This is a genomic window from Pseudomonas sp. L-22-4S-12 (assembly GCF_009799935.1).
Classification (GTDB): Bacteria; Pseudomonadota; Gammaproteobacteria; order Pseudomonadales; family Pseudomonadaceae; genus Aquipseudomonas.
The window spans coordinates 126,053-141,890 of record NZ_WELL01000008.1 but is presented as its reverse complement, the minus strand read 5'-3'; the positions used below and the strand labels follow the sequence as shown (position 1 = coordinate 141,890).

Sequence of the window (15,838 nt, the reverse complement as noted above, 5' to 3'; positions counted from 1 at the left end):
AGCCCCCGGGTTCACGGCGCGCCAAACAGCGCCGTCCAGTAGATCCCCGCATCGCTTTTCGGGTCGACCGCATAGGCCGCGCCCAATTCGCTGAACTGCGGGGCCATCAGGTTGGCGCAGTGGCCGGGGCTGGCCAGCCAGCCGTCGACCACCTTGCGCGTGGCGTCCAGCCCGGCGGCGATGTTCTCGCCGATGCGCTGGCCGCCGTAGCCGGCCAGCTCGGCGCGGTCGCCCGGGGTGCGGCCGTCGCGGTCGCGGTGGTCGAAGAAGTTGCCGTTGGCCATCGCCCGGCTGTGGCCCTCGGCCGTCGCCCCCAGCGTGGCGTTCCAGGCCAGCGGAGGCGCGGCGCCGAAGGACTGGCTGCCGCACTGGCGCGCCTGGGCGCGGGCGGCGTTGATCTGTTCCAGCAGCTTCTGCCCCTCCGCCTGCCAGTCGCCGAGGCGCCCGCCCAGCAGCGGCCGCGCCAGGACGATGCGCCAGTCGCGGTCCAGGCGGCTGACGCCGATATCGACGAACTGCGGGTCGAGCACGACCTGGCAGAAGCTCTCGCGCAGCGCCTGCATGGCCGCCTGCGCATCGCGCGGGCCGGACAGGCTGATGGCCTGCACGTTGACCATCGGGTAGCTGGCCCGCGCCAGCGAGGCCTGCAGGTCGGTGCCGCCACTGGCCGGCAGCACCAGGCGCGGATCGGCGGCCAGCGGCGGCAGCTCCGCCGAGGCCTGGCCGGCGCAGCGCTGCACCTGGCTGCGGTAGGCGTTGATCGACTCGATCAGCTGCGCCTCCTCGGCCGCGCCGGCCGTGGCGACGCCCAGCAGGCCCAGCGACAAGGTGGCGAAACGCAAAATGAATGACCTCACACGCATGAACGGCTCCCCCGGCAGACTGCGCCCATGATGCGCGATTTCGCGCCTGTGCGGAGCCCGGCGGGGGCAGATTTATCGCCAGAGCCGCGCCCGGTTCGCCAGCACCGCGCCCGCCGTCCGCCGGGCAGGCGCCGCTCCGCCACCCGGTATGCGCACGCCGGGCAATTGCGCTAGGCTCTGCACCTTCTCAACAAGGAGTAACACCCCATGGCCCGCGCCACTGCCCGTCATATCCTGGTTGCCACTGAAGCCAAGTGCAACGAACTGAAAGCCGCGATCGAAGCCGGTGCCGACTTCGCCCAGGTCGCCAAAGACAACTCCACCTGCCCGTCCAGCCGCCAGGGCGGCGACCTCGGCTCCTTCGGCCCGGGGCAGATGGTCAAGGAATTCGACACCGTGGTGTTCAGCGCGCCGCTCAACGTGGTGCAGGGCCCGGTGAAAACCCAGTTCGGCTACCACCTGCTGGAAGTGACCAGCCGCCAGGACTGATCCACAGCGTCCCCACGCCCACCGTGGGGACCTCCGGCGCCCCTCAGCGTCGCCGCCAGCGCCGCAGCATCAGCGCCAGGTCATCCAGCGCCGGCACGATCGCCAGGGTCACCAGCACCAGGGCCAGCGGCAAGGTGGCGATATAGCCGAGGTACTTGAAGCCGAACGCGCCGGCAACCCCGCCGCAGAAGAAGCTCAGCGCCAGCACGCCAAGCACCAGCAGGCGCGCCTTGTTTACCGCCACCCGCAGTTTTTCCGGCACCGGCGAGCGGTTCCAGTACAGCAGCTTGCCCAGCTCGATGCCGATGTCGGTGACGATGCCGGTGATGTGCGTGGTGCGGATTTCGGCCTTGGACAGCTTGGTGATCAGCGCATTCTGCAGGCCCATGATGAAGCACAGCAGCATCACCGTGACCGGCACGAACAGCCCCTGCACATCGGCCAGGCGGCTGCCCAGCAGGCCGAAGCACAGCAGCAGGAAGGCCTCCAGCAGCAGCGGCATGGCGAACTCGGCATGCCGGCGGCGGCGCCGCGAATAGTTGACCATGATCGCCGAGCAGATCGCCCCGAGCAGGAAGGACAGCAGCCCGCCGGCGCCGTTGAGCACCAGGTCGTAGGCGCCGAGCACCAGGTTGTCGGCCATCGACGAGACGATGCCGGTCATGTGCGAGGTGTACTGCTGCACCGCGAGGAAACCGCCGGCGTTGATCGCCCCCGCGACGAAGGCCAGCACGAAGCCCAGGTGGCGATTGGCATCCGGTGTGCGTTTGCGCCCGACCAAGCGTCTGGCGTAGTGGATCGGCATAGGGCTCTACCTGTTGCGAAACGGGAATACGGGGCCGTGCAGCGGGCCAAGCATATCCGATGCACCCGGCTGCCGGGGCGCTACCCAGGGCCCGGATTTGCATGGACACTGCGCCCTCGCTCATCACGGAAGAACAACCCCATGCCCGGCAACGCCCCCGCCAACCCAACCACGCCCGGCGTCACCCGCGCACCGCTGCCGCTGATCAAACTGCTGCTGCACAGCCTATCGCTGCTGGCTGCCGGCGCCCTGGCCGGCGCCTTCTGGTACAGCCTGGGGGATTTCGCCGAGCTGTTCGCCAGCTTCGGCGTCAACCTGCCGTAAGCGACCCGCCTGCTGATGGAGCACCAGCAACTGGCCTGGAACATCCTGCGCAGCGCCCTGGTCCATCAACTGGCCTGGTTGTTGAGCTGGGCCATGCTGCGCGAACGCTGCACGCATATCGGCCTGCTGTGGGCCTCGGCCCTGAGCTGGCTGCTGGTCGTGCTGCTGATCGCGACCCTGTACCTGCCGCTGCTGACGCTAGGCAGCGTGGTCTAAAAGGCTGTTGCCGCCGGAAAACCACCGGCGTTGCCAGCGCGGCGACGAGTGCCCGCGACGCTTGCCGGGCAGCGGCTATGCTGGATGGAGCATGAACGATTTAGCGCAAGGCAGGCTCAGGCAGCCTGGGAGGTGACGGTGACCCGCGAACACTCAGCATTTGTGTGCAATTCAATCCCCTACGCCTGAGGTATCGATCATGAGCAAGAGCATGGACTCGCACAAAGAGGCGAAGAAAAAGCCGCTGAAAACCGCCCACGAAAAACGCGCGGCCAAGCGGGACAAGAAGCACGGCGGCACCCTGCTCGGCAGCCACGCCGCTACTCACTGAGCCCCACCCGCCACGGCAGCATGTTCGCCCAGGCTGCCGTGGCGCCCGCGTTTTCGCCGCTCCACCCGCCTCGTCCATCAGCCCGGCTGCGCGCACCTAGTGCCTAGCGCGGCGCGACCGGCTAGAATCTGCCGCCTGTTTCGAGTCATCGCGCCGGCTGTCCAGCCCGACGCGCGACTCTCCATCTGCAGCAAGCGAGAGAACCGCCATGGGCGCACAGTGGAAAGCCAAACCTAAAGAAGCCGCAGCCAACGCCAGGGGCAAGATCTTCGGCCGTCTGGTCAAGGAAATCATGGTCGCCGCACGCAACGGCGCCGACCCGGACACCAACGCCAAGCTGCGCGTTGCCGTGCACGCGGCCAAGAAAGCCTCGATGCCCAAGGACACCCTGGAGCGCGCGATCAAGAAAGGCGCCGGCCTGCTCGGCGAGACCGTCAACTTCGAGCGCACCACCTACGAAGGCTTCGCCCCGCACCAGGTACCGGTGATCGTCGAATGCCTGACCGACAACCTGAACCGCACCGTGGCGGAAATCCGCGTGCTGTTCCGCAAGGGCCAGATGGGCGCCTCCGGTTCGGTGACCTGGGACTTCAACCACGTCGGCATGATCGAAGCCTCCTCCGACAGCGGCGCCGATCCGGAACTGGCCGCCATCGAAGCCGGCGCCCAGGACTTCGAGCCGTCCGATGAGGGCAACACCCTGTTCGTCACCGAACTGACCGACCTCGACGCCGTGTGCAAGGCTCTGCCGGAGCAGGGTTTCACCGTCAACTCGGCGAAGATCGGCTACATCCCGAAGAACCCGGTCAGCGGCCTGAGCGACGCGCAGATGGAAGAAGTCGAAGCCTTCCTCGAAGCCCTCGACAACCACGACGACGTGCAGAACGTCTACGTCGGCCTCTCCGGCTAAGCCTCAGGCGTGAGCCGCAGCCAGTACCACCAGCAGCATGCCGCGCGTGCCGAGCTCGAAGCCCGGCGCCTGCTGCAACAGCGCGAGGCCCTCGGCCCGCGCTGGCTGGACTGGGTGGCCAGCCAGCTCTACCAGTTGTCCCCGCCGGAATACGCCAGCATGGTGCGCCGCGAGCTGGAACGGCAAAGCGCCGGCTGAACCGTTCTCGCAGGCTGTGCCGTGCGCACCGAGGCCCTTTGCGGGTGACGTGGTGCGCAGGGCGCCCCCTACGGCCATCCGCCTGCCCTGCCGATAGTCGCGACTGATTCTCAGGCGCCCACGAACATTGATCTCCGACAAGACGCGGCCAGCGCCACCCCGCAACAATGCGCGGCATAACGCGTGTGCGGCCCACGAGCCCACCCCTCCCCCTTGCGTGTAGACCCGACCACCGCCGCCATCCGGCGCCCGCCTGAGGTTTACCCATGAGCATCACTTCCGCCAGCATCTGCGCCGCGGCCGACGCCCTGCAGGGCTTCGTCGGCTTCAACGAGAAGACCGGCCGGCACATCGTGCGTTTCAGCGAGGACTCCTTCGGCCTCGACGTACCGGGCGAGAGCATCACCCCCACCAGCGAGTTCGTCTGGACGCCACTGCCCGGCGGCATCATGAGCCTCAGCCGCGAACGCCTGCAGCTGCTGGTTGCGCAGAACATCGACGACCGCCTGCACCTCGCCGAGGCGCTGCATGTCTACCTGCGGCGCAGCGACCTGCCGGAAATCAGCGCCGAACGCCGCGTGCTGCCCAGGCCGCCGGCCTGAGCGGAACCCGCGCACAGGCGCCGCTCGCCGGGCGCAGCCAGGCTCAGCGCCTGCGCGCCACGTAGGAGCGGCTTCAGCCGCGAACCGCAGCGCCACAGCCACGGCTGAAGCCGCTCCCACGCCGGGGGCCAATCGCGCCGCCAGCTCGCACGCCGGCACGCCATGGCCAAGCCGGCCCGTGCGCACGCTGTCACGGCGCTCCGGCGGGGCTGGCATAATGCTCGCTCCAGAACCGGGCGCGACACGGCACCCGAGCGATTGAAAGGACTGCAATCGATGCACGCAACAGCGCTCTACGGCTGGCTATTGCTTCTGCTGCTGGCGCCACTCCAGGCCGTGGCGGACGAGCTGCTGCGCTACCCGCGTGCGCCCGACGGCGAGGAGTACCGCCAGGCCTATGCCCTGGCCCAGCTGCAGCAGGCCCTGGACAAGGCCGGCAGCCCCCTGCGCCTGCAGCCATCGGAGCAGCCGATGGAACAGCAACGCGCGCTGGTCAGCCTCGAGGAAGGCGGCGTGGTCGACGTGGTCTGGAGCATGACCAGCGCGGAACGCGAACGACACCTGCTGCCGGTACGCATTCCGCTGGACAAGGGCCTGTATGGCTGGCGCATCGCCCTGCTGCGCCAGGACCGCCCCCTGCTGCTGCGCCATGTGCGCCAGCTCGCCGACCTGCAGGGCTGGCGCGCCGGCCAGGGCCACGACTGGCCGGACACGCAGATCCTGCGCTACAACGGCCTGCCGGTGGAGGTCACCTCCAGCTACGACAGCCTGTTCCGCATGCTCGATGCCAGGCGCTTCGACTACTTTCCGCGGGCGGTCATCGAGATCTGGGACGAGGCCGAGCACAACCAGGAAGCGGCCATCACCATCGACCGCCACCTGCTCCTGCACTACCCCACCGCCCTGTATTTCTTCTTCTCGCCGCGCAACCCGCTGCTGGCCGAAACCGTGGAACGCGGCCTGGAACGGGCGCTGGCCGACGGCTCGTTCGACCACCTGTTCCTGCAGCATTACGGCGCCAGCCTGGGGCGCGTCGACTTCGCCCGGCGCCGGCTGATCGAGCTGCGCAATCCGCTGCTGCCGGCGGCCACGCCCCTGCAGCGGCGCGAGCTGTGGTTCCGCCCAGACGACCTACGGCAGCCACGCCTCTAGACGCGCCGTTCAGGGCTGCCGGCTGGCGGATACCTCTGGCAGGCTGGCGCGCACGGCCTGGCGGCTATGCGTGCCGAAGTTGCGGAACAACTCCACCAGCAGTTGCTCCATGGCCGGGTCATTGGCGCTGGCCAGCTGGTTGCCGGCGCTGAAGCCCTGACTGGCGGCCTGGCGCGCCAGCCACAGGCCGATCAGCTGATCCAGCTGATCGGCGCGCGCCTGGGACTCGGCAGCCACCACCTGCACCGCGTAGTCCGGCCCCACGGCCGGGGAGCCGGCATCCTGGCGCAGGTCGGCGTAGGCCGCCAGCAACGGGTGATCGGCCGGGCCGTCGTGCATCAGCAGCTGCATGCGCTCGAGCTGGTAGTGCTCGATGGCGGTATGCCGGTCGGCCACGCGCTGGATCGCGGCCTCGCGGTCCTCCGGGTAGCCGGCCTCGGCCTTTGCGGCAATCAGCACCATGTCACCGGTGCCCACGCCCGGCAGCACGCGGGCGTGATAGGGCTGGGTCAGGTCCTGCAGGTAGTGCAGGGCCCAGCCGAGGAAGCGGTAGCCCCAGTACGGGTGGCCACTGGCGAACGCCAGGCGGGCCAGGCCGCTGTACTGGTAGATCCGCCAGTGCGGCAGGGTCCGCGCCAGGTACGGCGCGGCGGTGAAGATCAGCTCGGACTCGTGGTAGTAGCCGATATGGAAAGGCGCCTGCGAGGAATACTCGAAGCGCGCATCGCCGAACGGTTGCTCGCCGAAGTTGTAGTCCTGGCCGGCCGTTCCCGGGTTGTCGCGGAACAGGTTGATGTCGTGGCCATAGTCTGGCTCGTCGGCGGCGCTGGCCAGCACCTGCAGGGCGCTGACCGCCTCGCCCGGCTGCAGCTCCAGGTAGCGCCAGTGGCTCCACGGGCCGATCTTGTGGAACACCAGCACATCCTGGCTGAGCAGGCGGCGCCGGCCGCCGGCATCCTGCCCCGGCAGCTGCTGGATGAAACTCGCCAGGCGCACCTCGGGGTTGATCCGCAGCGCCCGCAGGAAGGCCTGGCGCGGTTCCTTGAGGCCGGCAGCCAGCCAGCGCAGGTTGTCCGGGCGCGCCGGGTAGCCGGGGAAATGTTCGCGGGCAAAGCTCTCCTGCTGGTCGAGCAGGCGCTCGATGGCCGGCGCCTGGTCGAGCAAGAAGGCCTCCAGCGGCTCGGCCGGCACCTCGGCCGCCAGTTCAGGCATGCCACGCAGCGCCAGCAGGCTGCCGAGGGAATGATTGGACCAGGCGTGGGCGGCCAACGGCAGGCTGGCGAGGAGCCAGGCACAGGACAACAGGGCGAACGGCTTCACTCTCACTCCACTACTTGGCGGCGGTCTGCGGCAGGCCAGCCTAACCCCGGCGGCCGGCCGCCGCACGGACACAAGACGCCAGGCACATGCACGGATCCGGCCACCTGCGGGCCGGGCGCGAGTGCGCGCATGGAGTGAGTGCTGTTCAGTGCCGTCGGCGTCCTGGTGCGCGGCGCCCGCCGCTGCGGCGGCGAGCGGGTTCAGAACCTCAGAACAGCAGGCTGGCGACCAGCAGGCCCGCGGCAAAGGCCGCCAGGGCCAGCAGGCCGACCTGCAGCGGACTCAGGCCGCTGTGGCTCGGCGCCGCGGCCACGACGGGCGCGGCACTGGCCTGGGCCGCGGCGCGCAGCGGGTTGGCAGTGGCCGGCTGGGCCGCGTTGAGCGGCTTGCTGGCGGCCGGCTTGGGCAGATCGACGGCGCGCATGAACAGCGTGGCATCCTCGTCTTCGGCCTGCTGCACCTCGACCTTGGGGCCGATCACCAGCAACAGCACCGAGCCCATGCGCACCTGGTCGCCGGGCTGCAGCACCCGGGTATTGGCCTTCTCGCCATTGACCAGCACGCCATTGGCCGAGGCCAGGTCCTTGACCTCAAGCACGTCGTCCTTGAGGAAGAACTCGCAGTGCCTCCGCGACAGCTCGGCATCGCTGAAGCACAGCTCGCATTTCACCGAGCGGCCAAAGGTCATCGAACCGCTGACATGGTACTTCTTGCCTTCGTTCTCGCCCTTGAGCACCTGCAGGAACCAGCGCTGCCCGCCCTCGCTGCGCGGCTTGGCCTTGGCCGGGTCGCTCAGCTGCAGCTCGACCTCGCCCAGGCGCAGGGTGTCGTCGCTGCGCAACTGGTAGCGGTGGCTGACGCGCTCATCGTTGACGAAGGTGCCGCTGGTGCTGTCGCAGTCGCTGACATAGTAGAGGCCGTTTTCCTGGCGGATCTCGGCATGGAAACCATGGATGCCGCTATCGGCCAGCACCAGGTTGTTGCGCCGATCCTGGCCGACGGTGAAACGCTCCTCGACCAGCCAGATGGGGGCTTGCCGACTGTCCTTGAAATGCAGCTTGAGCATCGTCTAAATCCTGTCGAAATGGCGCTCACTCGCCAAAAAGATTGTTCCACGCGCGCTTGAGCGGATTGCCCTCTTGCTGCGCCTTCTGCTCGGCGGCCCGCTGATCGCGCTCGGCCGCCTCGCTGGCGCGGGCCCGCGCAGCGCGCGCGGAGCTTAACAGTTGCTGGTGTTCATTACGCATCTTGAGCAGCTCGGGATTTTCCGGTTCGACCTGCAGGCCGCGCTCGATCATGGCCAGGGCCGCGGGGAAATCGCTGCGCCGGTAGGAGGCATTGGCCAGGTCGCGATAGAGCATGGCCACCCGGTTCAGACCGGCCAGGGCCTGTTCGTGGCCCGGCGCCCAGCCGAGGATCTGCTGGTAGTAGTACACCGCGCTGTCGTCCTCCGGCAGCAACAGGCGCTTGTCGGCGATGCTCTGCTCGGCCCGTTCCAGGTAGCCGGCGATGCGCGCCTCGAGCAGGCGCTGCAAGGCCTGCAGCGTCGCCGCATGCTGTTCGTCCAGCGCCAGGGCCTGGCGGAAGTAGAAGTCGGCGCTGTCATCGGCCGGGGCGGTCAGCAGCCCCTCGCGCAGGCGCTGCTCGCCCTGGCCGAGCAAGGCGGCGATGCGCGCCTCCTTGACCCGCAGCAGGCCGGCCAACGCCGCTTCGTTGTCGGCATCGACGCGCAGGACCTGGCTGAAGTAGTGCTCGGCACTGTCCTGCTGCGGCTCGTTCAGCTGCCCGCTGGCGAAGCGCTGCTCGGCCGAGGCGAGCAGCGCCTCGATCTGCCTCCGCTCCTTGAGGTACAGGGTGGCGAAGGTCAGGGTGCCGATCAGCACCAGCACGCTGAGCCCCACCAGCAGCGGCATCGCCGAACGGCGCGGCCTGACCGGCGCCTCGGGCTTGGCCGCGGCGCCAGGCGCCAGGCCGGCCGGCGCGACCTTGTGTGCGGGGCGCAGCCGGGTCTGCTGCACCTCGCTCTGCCCGAGCGCATCGAGCGCGGCCAGCAGCTCGTGGCAGTCGGCAAAGCGCTCGCCCGGGTTCTTCGCCAGCATGCGTGCCAGCAACGGGCGCAAGGCCGCCAGCGCCTCCGGCAGCTCGGGCGGCGCCATCTGTACATGGTTGACCACGGTCTGGGTGTAGTTGCCGCCGCGGTAGGGATTGCTGCCGGTGAGCATCTCCAGCAGGATCACGCCGAGGCTGTAGATGTCGCTGCGAGCGTCCAGCGCCTGGCACTGCGCCTGCTCCGGGCTGCTGTAGGCGGGGCTGCCGACGGCGATGCCGAACTGGGTCAGCTCGCTGTCGATGTCGAGGTCCTTGGCCACGCCGAAGTCGGTCAGCACCACCGAGCCATCGGCGCGAAAAAGGATGTTGGCCGGTTTCACGTCACGGTGCACCAGGCCCTTGTCGTGCACCACGGCCAGGCCGCTGGCGACCTGGCGGACGATGGCCAGGGCGCGCTCGACGGGGAAGATCTCGCCCTTGTGCCGGGTCAGGTCGCCGCCGGGGAGAAACTCCATGGCCAGGTAGTAGCGCCCGTCGGCCAGGCGGTCGATGTCATAGATGGTGATGATCGCCGGGTGGTTGAGCGAGGCGACGATGTGCGCTTCCTGGGTGAAGCGTTGGCTGAAGGTCTGGTCGTCGGCGCTGAGCAGCACCTTGATCGCGACCTTGCGGTGCAGTGATTCCTGGGTGGCCAGGTAGACCTCGGCCATCCCCCCCTTGCCCAGCTGGCCATGCACACGGTAGCCGGGTATCTCTAGCAAATGGTTGCTCATCGAATGTCTTGTCGAAGTGTTCAAGGCTTGCGGGGACTCAGCCATCTGCTGAGGAAGCTCCGGGGTTTGGCAGCGATCGCCGGCGATTGCGGCGCATTCAGGCCGAGCACGATACAGGAGATATTGTCCTTGCCGCCCAGCCGATTGGCCAGCCCTATCAGCTGTTCGACCAGCTCGTCGAGGGTCGCCGCCTCGGCGCACAGCTGCTGGATCTGCGCATCGCTCAGTTCGCCGCTGAGGCCGTCGCTGCACAGCAGCAACAGCTCGCCGGCGGCCAGGGTGCCGTGCAGCTGGCCGACCGTCAGCTCCTGCTCGCTCTGCCCCAGGCACTGGATGACGATATTGCGCCGCGGATGGGTACGCGCCTGCTCGCTGGTCATCTCGCCGGCATCGATCATCAGCTGCACCCAGCTGTGATCCCGACTGAGCTGCTCGATATGCTCGGCGCTGACCCGGTAGGCCCGGCTATCGCCGACCCAGGCCAGCTCGAAGTCGGCGCCGTCGAAACGCAAGGCCACCAGGGTGGTGCCCATGCGCCGCCCGCCCTCGGCCTGGCCGGCCGCCATGATCGCGGCATTGGCCGCCTGTGTGGCCGCCACCAGGTTCTCGCCCGCGGCAACGGCCTCGCGCAGGACCTGCAGGGCCAGGGCGCTGGCCACCTCGCCACACTGATGGCCGCCCATGCCATCGGCGACGGCCCACAGGCCCAATTCGGGGCAACACAGCACGGCATCTTCGTTATGCGCACGCACCTGGCCGGCCACGCTTTGCGCGGCGAAGCCCAGGGACTGCTCGGTGTGCGTAATGGACATGGCTACGAAATCATCTCGTGAAGGGACTCCCGCGCATGATGCGACCGCCGCAAGCGGCTGTCAGCCAGACGCAAAAGTTTCCCAAGAAAGTGTTAAGCAGTCGAGATTGATGCCGCCGCGCTGCCGCACCCGTTGGCGGCACGCACCAGGGTGCCATGCCCGGGAGAAATGGGCGTTTAACCCCGCCTTGGCAAAGTCCGCCAGAGCGGTATGATGCCGCGCTTTTTTAGGGATGCCGTATCCATGCCCTGGCGTTGTATCGCTCTGCTGCTTGCCCTTGCCCTGCCCGTCACCAGCCCCGCCGCACCACCGCGCACCTTTGCCGAGGCGAAGAAAGTCGCCTGGCAGCTATATGCCCGCCAATCGGTGGAGTTCTACTGCGGCTGCCGCTACAGCGGCAAGCAGGTCGACCTGGCCAGCTGTGGCTATGTACCGCGCAAAAACGCGCAACGCGCCGCCCGCATCGAGTGGGAACACATAGTCCCGGCCTGGGTCATCGGCCACCAGCGGCGCTGCTGGCAACAAGGCGGACGGCGCAACTGCGCGAGTAACGACCGCACCTATCAGCGCGCCGAGGCCGACCTGTTCAACCTGGTGCCGAGCATCGGCGAGGTGAACGGCGATCGCAGCAACTACAGCTTTGCCTGGCTGCCCCAGCAACCCGGCCAATACGGCGCCTGCCCAATGGTGGTCGACTTCAAGGCACGCAAGGCGATGCCCAGGGCCAAGGTCCGCGGCATGATCGCCCGCACCTACTTCTACATGAGCGAGCGCTACGGCCTGCGTCTGTCGAAGCAGGACCGGCGCCTGTTCGAGGCCTGGCACAAGCAGTACCCGGTGCAGGACTGGGAGCGCCAGCGCAACCAGCGGCTGGCCTGCGTGATGGGCTGGAGCAACCCCCATGTCGGCCCGACCGATCCGCGCCACTGCCAGGCACCCCGCCCCTGAGACCGATCGACCAAGGCGCGGCAACGCCACCCCGCTTAGCAGAAAGTGAAGAAATGACTAGGCGATTGGCCGTTATACCTGTAAGTTGTTCGGACTGTGTTGCATGTGTCACCGCAAATCGACTTGTTTAGATCTCGATCCAACCTTCCATCGGTTTCTTTACTCTTTGCACTCAGTCATGGCCTGGGCTGTTCCAGTGTCATGTTCACTTTGTTCAAGGAGACATCCCATGTCCGAACGTCAAACTGGCACCGTCAAGTGGTTCAACGATGAAAAAGGCTTCGGCTTCATCACCCCGGAAAGCGGCGCCGACCTGTTTGTACACTACCGCTCGATCCAGAGCGCTGGCTTCAAAAGCCTGCAGGAAGGCCAAAAGGTCTCCTTCGTGGCTGTAAAAGGTCAGAAAGGCATGCAAGCTGACGACGTTCAAGTAATCTAATTACTCGACGCGTCACGAAAACCGGCCCACGGGCCGGTTTTTTTATCCCTGCCATTTCATCCGCACCCAGCGTGCGCCACCGATTTCCTCGAAGGGGAGCCACCATGCGAGTCAAAGGATCCAGCCAGAAACCCAAGCCGCAACCGGCCGTGGAAACCCACGAATCCATCGAAGCCCAGATCGCCGCATTCCTCAAGTCCGGTGGCGAGATCCAGCAGATCGCCAAAGGCGTCAGCGGTCAGTCGCTCACCCCCAGCCGTCACATCACCATCAGCAAGAAATAATCTTGCCGGCCGAATAGCCAGCAACCGCCACGGCCCGCACACGCGCGGCACTTTGGCGGCAATACTGGCACCTCGCCCAACATCGCCCTTGCCCGCCTCGGCAAAGCTCTGCATCCTGTCGTCAGAAAACGATAAAAAGAGCCACAGGCCAGGGACTATCGCTGATGTTCAAGCGACTCAGGAAAGACTTCCAGCTGTCCATCATCTCTCTGATGGGCTTGATCGGCGTACTGGGCATCACGCCTTACGCGTTTTATCGCCTGATGCACGGCAACTATCTGGTCGGCATCGCCGATTCGGTGTTCGTCGCCTCCACCATACTGGCCGTGCTCTATGCCTGGCGCACCGGCGACACGGTGAAACCCGGCATCTACCTGGCAAGCATCTTTTCGGTGGGCTCGACCCTGATCGCCATCAACCTGGGGGTCAACGGCCTGTTCTGGCTCTACCCGCTGATCCTCTTCAACTTCTTCATGGTTTCCCCCGGCAAGGCCATCGTGGCCACACTGCTGATCCTGACCAGCCTGGTCGGCCACGCGCTCTGGGTGCCGGGTAGCGTGTTCGAGAGCCACTACCAGATGATCTCCTTCCTGGTCACCAACACGGTGGCCGGCATCCTCACCTTCATCTTCGCCTATCGCACCAGCAGCCAGCGCGACCAGTTGCAGATCCTGGCCACCAGCGACCCGCTCACCGGCACACGCAATCGGCGGGCGATGGATGAGGAAATGAAGATCGCCGTATCCAGCAAGCGCCGCCACGGCAAGGACTACGGCGCACTGGCGATGGACCTGGACCACTTCAAGCAGATCAACGACCAGTTCGGCCACCCGGCCGGCGACCAGGTACTGATCGACTTCGTCGAACTGATCAAATCCTGCTCGCGCCAGGAGGATCGCCTGTTCCGCTTCGGCGGCGAAGAATTCCTCCTGCTCCTGCCGGACAGCACAACCGAAGGCCTGCAAGCCGCCGCCAATCATCTGCTGCAACGGGTGCGGCAATCCTTGCGCGGGCCAGGCGGAGCGGTGACGGTCTCCATCGGCGGCACCACCCTGCGCCGCGACGAAAGCTGGAGCAGCTGGCTGCAGCGCACCGACCAGTGCCTGTACCAGGCCAAGAGTTCCGGCCGCGACAGATGCATCATCGAAGCGCCGCAGCCGCTCGGCAGCCCGCAACCGCTGCCCTGAGCACACAACTACACTGTCGATAGACCCGTCGCGGTCACCTGAACTGACTGGGGGCTCACCACTGCAAGATGGGAGGTGTGCCATGAATCGGCATTACTACATCAGCGATAACCTGGATGAGCTGGAAAAGCTCGAAAACGAGCTGGAAGCCAGCGGCATCAGCACCGAACAGATCCATGTCCTGAGCGAGCAGGATGCCGACGTCGAGCAGCACCAGTTGCACGATGTGCCATCGCTCATGAAACAGGACGTGGTCCATTCCGGCCAAGTTGCCAGCCTGATAGGCCTCGCCCTGGCGGCCCTGGTGATCCTACTGGCCTGGCTCAACGGCTGGGCCGAGAGCCCTGCCGGCTGGACACCCTTCGTGTTCCTGGCGGTGGTACTGGTCGGCTTCTGCGTCTGGGAAGGCAGCCTGCTCGGCATGCAGCAACCCAACAGCGCGTTCCGCCGCTTTGCCGACAGGCTGCACGAAGGCAAGCACCTGTTCTTTGTCGACGTGAAACCTGGTCAGGAGCCGATCCTCAACCAGGTCATCGCCCACCATCCGCGCCTGGAGCTGGCCGGCACCGGGGAAGCGACACCGGACTGGGCGGTCAGCGTGCAACGCCGCTGGCATCAGTTCCGTCGCATGATCTGAGCGGGCAGCGAGCGCGCTGCCCCTGTACAGCGTGCTCGGGCCGGCCGGCGGCGGCGCCCCCTTAGCCGCGCGCCGCCGCGGCGACGATCAGCTGCTTCATCTCCGCCACCGCCGCCTTGAAGCCGACGAACAGGGCATGCGCGACAATCGCATGGCCGATGTTCAGCTCGTGCACGCCGGCAATCGCCGCCACCGGCTCGGCATTGTGATAATGCAGGCCATGGCCGGCATTGACGATCAGGCCATGCGCCAGACCACAGGCCACTCCGTCACGGATCCGCGCCAGTTCGCGGGCCGCCTGCGCCGGGGTCTGGGCATCGGCATAGCGACCGGTGTGCAGCTCGATGGCGGGGGCACCGACGCGCCGCGCCGCCTCGATCTGCTGCTCGTCGGCATCGATGAACAACGACACCTCGCAGCCCAGCTTGCTCAGGCGCTCCACCGCGGCGCGGATGCGCGCTTCCTGGCCGACCACCTGCAGACCGCCCTCGGTGGTCAGCTCCTCGCGGGTTTCCGGAACCAGGCAGATGTGCTCGGGACGGATGCTCTCGGCAAAGTCGAGCATGAAGTCGGTGACCCCCATCTCGAAGTTCATCCGCGTCTGCAGCACCTCCTTGAGCAGGCGCACGTCGCGCTCCTGGATATGCCGACGGTCCTCGCGCAGATGCACGGTGATGCCATCGGCACCGGCCTCCTCGGCATCCAGCGCCGCCTTGACCGGATCGGGGTAACGGGTGCCACGGGCCTGACGCAGAGTCGCGACATGGTCGATATTCACGCCGAGGAGGATGCGATTGGCTTCAGTCACGGGCAGGTTCCTTGAGATTCATGAAGAGTTCGCGGCTGACCAGTGGTCGACCGCCCAGATGGGGCGCCAGGGCCTGGCGCATCAGGCGTTTGGCCGCGGCCAGCGCGCCGGGCGACGACCAGTCAGCCTCGGCCATGGCCAGCAGATCGTCGCCGCGAAACAGGCCGGGCTGCAGCTGCACCACCGCCTCCAGGCCGGCATCCGGTTGCAGGCGGTACAGCCCGTCAGCGGCTATCGGCTGGCCAGCCAGATCCGTATCCAGGGCGAAACCATAGCCCAGCTCGTCCAGCAGGCGCCACTCGAAGGCGCGCAACAGCGGCTCCAGCGGCGGATTCGCGGCCAGCGCCTGGAGCGTCAGGGCATAGTGCTCGAACAAGGCGGGCAGCGGATCCTCCGCGGGCAGCAGACGGATCAGCAATTCGTTGAGGTAGAGGCCGCTGAACAATGCGGCACCAGCGAGCAGATTGGGGATGCCGGCGGCGTCCAGGCGGGCGACGTTCTTCAGCTCGCCACGACCGCGGAATTCCGTCTCCAGCGGCACGAAGGGGCGCGCCAGGGTACCGGCCCTGCCCCGCGCACCGCGCAAGACCGCGCGAAAACGACCTTGAGGAGTCAGGATGTCGAGCAGCGCACTGCTCTCGCGGTAGGCACGGCTGTGCAGGACGTAGGCCGGATACGCACTGGCCTGCAT

The 15,838-nt window shown here is 67.1% G+C and carries 21 protein-coding genes; 13 read left to right on the top strand and 8 right to left on the bottom strand.

From position 1 onward, the window contains the following. Positions 1–11 precede the first annotated feature (11 nt). On the bottom strand, positions 12–863 hold the full coding sequence (locus tag F3I16_RS18055; RefSeq protein ID WP_160494928.1) for a CAP domain-containing protein: 852 nt from the start codon (positions 861–863) through the stop codon (positions 12–14). Between the two features lie 207 nt (positions 864–1,070). On the opposite strand from F3I16_RS18055, the gene F3I16_RS18050 reads away from it, so the two are divergent. Then, positions 1,071–1,352: a peptidylprolyl isomerase gene (locus tag F3I16_RS18050; RefSeq protein WP_160080911.1), complete on the top strand. Its 282-nt coding sequence runs from the start codon at positions 1,071–1,073 to the stop codon at positions 1,350–1,352. A gap of 43 nt (positions 1,353–1,395) precedes the next feature. Here F3I16_RS18050 and F3I16_RS18045 read toward each other — a convergent pair whose 3' ends face one another. Next, the gene (locus F3I16_RS18045; RefSeq protein ID WP_160494927.1) at positions 1,396–2,157 is read right to left on the bottom strand and encodes a YoaK family protein; all 762 of its coding nucleotides are present in this window, start codon (positions 2,155–2,157) and stop codon (positions 1,396–1,398) included. Between the two features lie 141 nt (positions 2,158–2,298). Between F3I16_RS18045 and F3I16_RS18040 the strand changes: the two genes are divergently transcribed. The 7 genes from F3I16_RS18040 to F3I16_RS18015 all read left to right on the top strand — a co-directional run bounded on the left by F3I16_RS18040 (position 2,299) and on the right by F3I16_RS18015 (position 5,890). After that, a complete protein-coding gene (locus tag F3I16_RS18040; RefSeq protein WP_160494926.1) occupies positions 2,299–2,481 on the top strand; it encodes a hypothetical protein in 183 nt (60 codons plus the stop codon). Positions 2,482–2,496: 15 nt separating this feature from the next. After that, complete coding sequence (locus F3I16_RS18035) at positions 2,497–2,697, top strand: hypothetical protein (RefSeq protein WP_160494925.1); 201 nt, start codon at positions 2,497–2,499, stop codon at positions 2,695–2,697. A gap of 199 nt (positions 2,698–2,896) precedes the next feature. Next, on the top strand, positions 2,897–3,028 hold the full coding sequence (locus F3I16_RS21245; RefSeq protein ID WP_256670220.1) for a hypothetical protein: 132 nt from the start codon (positions 2,897–2,899) through the stop codon (positions 3,026–3,028). A 208-nt stretch (positions 3,029–3,236) separates the two neighbouring features. After that, positions 3,237–3,938, top strand: a complete 702-nt coding sequence (locus F3I16_RS18030; RefSeq protein ID WP_160494924.1) for a YebC/PmpR family DNA-binding transcriptional regulator — start codon at positions 3,237–3,239, stop codon at positions 3,936–3,938. Between the two features lie 9 nt (positions 3,939–3,947). Continuing rightward, positions 3,948–4,136: a hypothetical protein gene (locus F3I16_RS18025; RefSeq protein WP_160080919.1), complete on the top strand. Its 189-nt coding sequence runs from the start codon at positions 3,948–3,950 to the stop codon at positions 4,134–4,136. Between the two features lie 266 nt (positions 4,137–4,402). Beyond that, positions 4,403–4,738, top strand: coding sequence for a DUF2025 family protein (locus tag F3I16_RS18020; RefSeq protein WP_160494923.1), 336 nt, complete (start codon positions 4,403–4,405; stop codon positions 4,736–4,738). A 276-nt stretch (positions 4,739–5,014) separates the two neighbouring features. Continuing rightward, positions 5,015–5,890, top strand: coding sequence for a hypothetical protein (locus F3I16_RS18015; RefSeq protein ID WP_160494922.1), 876 nt, complete (start codon positions 5,015–5,017; stop codon positions 5,888–5,890). A gap of 9 nt (positions 5,891–5,899) precedes the next feature. Here the strand turns inward: F3I16_RS18015 and F3I16_RS18010 are convergent, their stop codons facing one another. The 4 genes from F3I16_RS18010 to F3I16_RS17995 all read right to left on the bottom strand — a co-directional run bounded on the left by F3I16_RS18010 (position 5,900) and on the right by F3I16_RS17995 (position 10,844). Beyond that, on the bottom strand, positions 5,900–7,210 hold the full coding sequence (locus F3I16_RS18010) for a phospholipase (RefSeq protein WP_372239649.1): 1,311 nt from the start codon (positions 7,208–7,210) through the stop codon (positions 5,900–5,902). 208 nt (positions 7,211–7,418) lie between these two features. Continuing rightward, complete coding sequence (locus tag F3I16_RS18005; protein ID WP_160494921.1) at positions 7,419–8,276, bottom strand: FHA domain-containing protein; 858 nt, start codon at positions 8,274–8,276, stop codon at positions 7,419–7,421. A gap of 25 nt (positions 8,277–8,301) precedes the next feature. Then, entirely contained in the window at positions 8,302–10,032 is a 1,731-nt protein-coding gene (locus tag F3I16_RS18000; protein WP_160494920.1) for a serine/threonine-protein kinase, read from the bottom strand. A gap of 20 nt (positions 10,033–10,052) precedes the next feature. Continuing rightward, positions 10,053–10,844 (bottom strand): PP2C family serine/threonine-protein phosphatase, encoded by a 792-nt coding sequence (locus tag F3I16_RS17995; RefSeq protein WP_160494919.1) that lies wholly within the window; start codon positions 10,842–10,844, stop codon positions 10,053–10,055. 243 nt (positions 10,845–11,087) lie between these two features. On the opposite strand from F3I16_RS17995, the gene F3I16_RS17990 reads away from it, so the two are divergent. From F3I16_RS17990 to F3I16_RS17970, 5 genes are all read left to right on the top strand, one after another. Next, complete coding sequence (locus F3I16_RS17990) at positions 11,088–11,792, top strand: endonuclease (protein ID WP_160494918.1); 705 nt, start codon at positions 11,088–11,090, stop codon at positions 11,790–11,792. Positions 11,793–12,021: 229 nt separating this feature from the next. Next, positions 12,022–12,231, top strand: a complete 210-nt coding sequence (locus F3I16_RS17985) for a cold-shock protein (protein WP_160490324.1) — start codon at positions 12,022–12,024, stop codon at positions 12,229–12,231. Positions 12,232–12,335: 104 nt separating this feature from the next. Next, a complete protein-coding gene (locus F3I16_RS17980; RefSeq protein WP_160490323.1) occupies positions 12,336–12,515 on the top strand; it encodes a hypothetical protein in 180 nt (59 codons plus the stop codon). 164 nt (positions 12,516–12,679) lie between these two features. After that, the gene (locus tag F3I16_RS17975; protein ID WP_160494917.1) at positions 12,680–13,702 is read left to right on the top strand and encodes a GGDEF domain-containing protein; all 1,023 of its coding nucleotides are present in this window, start codon (positions 12,680–12,682) and stop codon (positions 13,700–13,702) included. 82 nt (positions 13,703–13,784) lie between these two features. After that, positions 13,785–14,339 (top strand): magnesium transporter, encoded by a 555-nt coding sequence (locus F3I16_RS17970; protein ID WP_160494916.1) that lies wholly within the window; start codon positions 13,785–13,787, stop codon positions 14,337–14,339. A gap of 61 nt (positions 14,340–14,400) precedes the next feature. Here F3I16_RS17970 and pdxJ read toward each other — a convergent pair whose 3' ends face one another. Further along, a complete protein-coding gene (gene pdxJ, locus F3I16_RS17965; RefSeq protein ID WP_160494915.1) occupies positions 14,401–15,147 on the bottom strand; it encodes a pyridoxine 5'-phosphate synthase in 747 nt (248 codons plus the stop codon). After that, positions 15,140–15,838, bottom strand: coding sequence for a DNA repair protein RecO (gene recO / locus F3I16_RS17960; protein ID WP_160494914.1), 699 nt, complete (start codon positions 15,836–15,838; stop codon positions 15,140–15,142). The genes pdxJ and recO overlap by 8 nt, the downstream gene beginning before the upstream one ends.